The sequence below is a fragment of the Thiocapsa sp. genome, from assembly GCF_011390875.1.
Classification (GTDB): Bacteria; Pseudomonadota; Gammaproteobacteria; order Chromatiales; family Chromatiaceae; genus Thiocapsa.
On record NZ_JAABRP010000357.1, the window covers coordinates 1 to 3063 of the forward strand.

A 3063-nucleotide genomic window follows, 5' to 3' on the forward strand; every position below is an offset into this window, starting at 1 on the left:
ACGCGCGACGTGTACCTTCGCCGGCGCCAAAGCCAGATTGAAGACCTGATTGATCTGGGTATCGGTGTGCGCAATGGCACGGACGATACAGAAAACAGCAAATGAAACACACCCGCGGTGGAACCAGGACCCAATGGGTCTGCTCCAATCCGCAACGATGCATGTTTTTGCATGCACTGGAATGAGGGCCTCTGGCCCGGAAAGGCAAATTATGTTGAAGCGACGCACCTGGTTGAGCGCATTGATGGTCTCAGCCGTTGCCGCGTTGGCGCTGCCCGTTCACGCAGCCGAAGAAGCCCCCGACGCGCTGGTCAAGCGCATTTCCGGCGAGGTGATGGCCGCAGTCAAAGCCGACCCGGCGATCCAGGCGGGCGATGTGAACCGCATCATCGCGCTGGTGGACGGCAAGATCATGCCGAGCGTCAATTTCGCCCGCATGACGTCGTCGGCCGTGGGCCGCTACTGGCGCCAGGCCACACCCGAGCAGCAAAAGCAGCTCCAGGACCAGTTCAAAACCTTGTTGGTGCGCACCTACGCCGGCGCGCTTGGAGAAGTCAAGGACCAGACGGTCAGCTTCCGTCCCCTGCGTGCCCGTCCAGAAGACGTGGAGGTCGTGGTTCGCTCTGAGGTGCGCGGTCGGGGCGAGCCGATTCAGCTCGATTACAGGCTGGAAAAAACCCCCAACGGCTGGAAAATTTACGACCTGAACGTGTTGGGTGTCTGGCTGGTCGAAACCTACCGGACCCAGTTTGCGCAGGAAATCAGCGCCAAGGGCATTGACGGCTTGATCGCCACGCTCGCCCAGCGCAACAAAAGCAACACCGCCAAGGCCGGCTGATGCAGGCGCCTGCAGTCCATCCATCTGGAGCGGCGGCGGTGGCTGCGCTGCCTGAACAGCTCACCATGCACGTGGCCGGCCAGGTGTTGGGCCAGCTGAGCCAGGCGCTGGCCCAGCAGCCAGCCCAGGCTGTGGTGCTGGATGCGCAAGCGCTGCGCGTGTTCGACTCGTCTGCTGTGGCTGTGTTGCTCGAACTGCGCCGGCAGCTGCTGGCGCGTGGGAAAACGCTGCAACTGGCCCATGCGCCCACCCAGTTGAAGCAGTTGGTCACGCTGTACGGCGTGGCCGAGTTGCTGCCTACCTGAAGCCCACGCCCCAGTGGGTGGCGAAAAAAGGCCGCCCGACGCGTGTATTGGGCGGCGCTGCCAAGCGATGGCAGCCCTGGGGCTTAAAATGTTGGGCTTACCCGCTGGTCGCAGATGTCCTGTGTGCCGTGGGTGCCCCTCGTGGTGCCGCCTCCACAATGCCCGCCGTCTCTTTCCAAAACGTTTCCAAAACTTTCCCCTCGCCACGCGGTGATCTGCACGCCTTGAAGGACGTGTCCTTTGACATCCAGGCGGGTGAATTCTTTGGACTGCTGGGCCCCAACGGCGCCGGCAAAACCACCCTCATCAGCATTCTGGCGGGCCTCACGCGCGCCACCAGCGGGCGTGTGTTGGTGCATGGCAAAGACGTGCTGGCCGACTACCAGGCCGCCCGCCGCCAGTTGGGCGTGGTGCCGCAAGAGCTGGTGTTCGACCCCTTTTTCAACGTCCGTGAAGCGCTCCGGTTTCAGTCGGGTTACTTTGGCATCCGCCACAACGACGCCTGGATCAACGAGCTGCTGGACGGCCTGGGACTCGCCGACAAGGCCAGCTCCAACATGCGCCAGCTCTCGGGCGGCATGAAGCGCCGCGTGTTGATTGCCCAGGCGCTGGTGCACAAACCGCCGGTGATCGTGCTCGACGAACCCACCGCCGGCGTGGACGTGGAACTGCGACAGACGCTGTGGCAGTTCATTTCGGATTTGAACAAACGCCTGGGCAGCACCGTGCTGCTGACCACGCACTACCTGGAAGAGGCTGAAGCCTTGTGCGGCCGCCTGGCCATGCTCAAGCAAGGGCAGGTGGTGGCGCTGGAATCCACTTCGGTGCTGCTGGCGCGCGCCGCGTCCAATGTGTTGCGCTTCAAGACCGATGCCACCTTGCCGCCCGAACTGGCGGCGCAGGCCCGCATCACCGGGCGGGTGGTGCAGCTGCCGGCCAACGATGCCCATGCGGTCGAGCGCGTGTTGGCTCGCCTGCGCGAACTGGGTGTTGTGCCGGAAGACATCGAGATCCGCAAGGCCGATCTGGAAGACGTGTTCCTGGATCTGACGGGCTCCCATGCCCGCCCTGCGGCACCTGCGGCCCTGACTGGGGTGGCTGCATGAGCGGTTGGCAGGCCCTGTTTTACAAGGAAATTTTGCGGTTCTGGAAGGTCGGCTTTCAGACCGTCGCCGCGCCAGTCATCACCGCCATCCTGTACCTCATGATCTTTGGCCACGTGCTCGACGGTCGCGTGCAGGTGTACGGCTCGGTGGGCTACACCGCCTTTTTGCTGCCGGGTCTGGTGATGATGAGCGTGTTGCAAAACGCCTTTGCCAACAGCTCGTCGTCCATGGTGCAGAGCAAGGTCATGGGCAACCTGGTGTTTTTGCTGCTCACGCCGCTGTCGCACCGCGCCTGGTTTGTGGCCTATGTGGGCTCATCGGTGGTGCGCGGGCTGGCGGTGGGTTCCGGCGTCATGCTGGCCACCTGGTGGTTTGCCCAGCCGTCTGTGGTGGCGCCGTTGTGGATTCTGGTGTTTGCCCTTATGGGCGCTTCGCTGCTGGGTGCGCTGGGCTTGATCGCCGGGTTGTGGGCCGAAAAGTTTGACCAGATGGCCGCCTTCCAGAACTTCATCATCATGCCCATGACGTTTTTGTCCGGCGTGTTCTACTCCATCCATTCCCTGCCCGACTTCTGGCAAAAGGTCAGCCACCTCAACCCGTTTTTCTACATGATTGACGGTTTTCGCTATGGTTTCTTCGGCGTGAGCGATGTGTCGCCCTGGCTCAGCCTGGGCATTGTGGGCGTGGCGTTGGCCGGCGTGAGCGCGCTTGCGCTGCACCTGCTGCGCATCGGCTACAAAATCCGCCACTGAGACGAAAACCGCTTGCGTCCCTTGGCATCCTGAACAATTTGGCCCCGACACCACATGACCGC

4 protein-coding genes are annotated in these 3063 nt (G+C 62.7%); all 4 read left to right on the top strand.

Annotation, left to right across the window (positions count from 1 at the left end; genetic code table 11):
- Positions 1-211: 211 nt before the first annotated feature.
- The 4 genes from GPT33_RS18340 (at position 212) to GPT33_RS18355 (ending at position 3001) form a co-directional block, all read left to right on the top strand.
- Positions 212-838, top strand: a complete 627-nt coding sequence (locus GPT33_RS18340) for an ABC transporter substrate-binding protein (protein WP_296811966.1) — start codon at positions 212-214, stop codon at positions 836-838.
- A 38-nt stretch (positions 839-876) separates the two neighbouring features.
- Positions 877-1143: an STAS domain-containing protein gene (locus GPT33_RS18345; RefSeq protein WP_296811970.1), complete on the top strand. Its 267-nt coding sequence runs from the start codon at positions 877-879 to the stop codon at positions 1141-1143.
- A 233-nt stretch (positions 1144-1376) separates the two neighbouring features.
- Positions 1377-2249: an ABC transporter ATP-binding protein gene (locus tag GPT33_RS18350; protein WP_296811975.1), complete on the top strand. Its 873-nt coding sequence runs from the start codon at positions 1377-1379 to the stop codon at positions 2247-2249.
- Entirely contained in the window at positions 2246-3001 is a 756-nt protein-coding gene (locus GPT33_RS18355; RefSeq protein WP_296811973.1) for an ABC transporter permease, read from the top strand. The genes GPT33_RS18350 and GPT33_RS18355 overlap by 4 nt, the downstream gene beginning before the upstream one ends.
- The last annotated feature ends 62 nt before the right edge of the window (positions 3002-3063 follow it).

Excerpts from the sequence above, each read along its gene's own strand:
- GPT33_RS18355 (WP_296811973.1), top strand. The coding sequence starts at position 2,246 with ATGAGCGGTTGGCAGGCCCTGTTTTACAAGGAAATTTTGCGGTTCTGG.
- GPT33_RS18340 (WP_296811966.1), top strand. The coding sequence starts at position 212 with ATGTTGAAGCGACGCACCTGGTTGAGCGCATTGATGGTCTCAGCCGTT.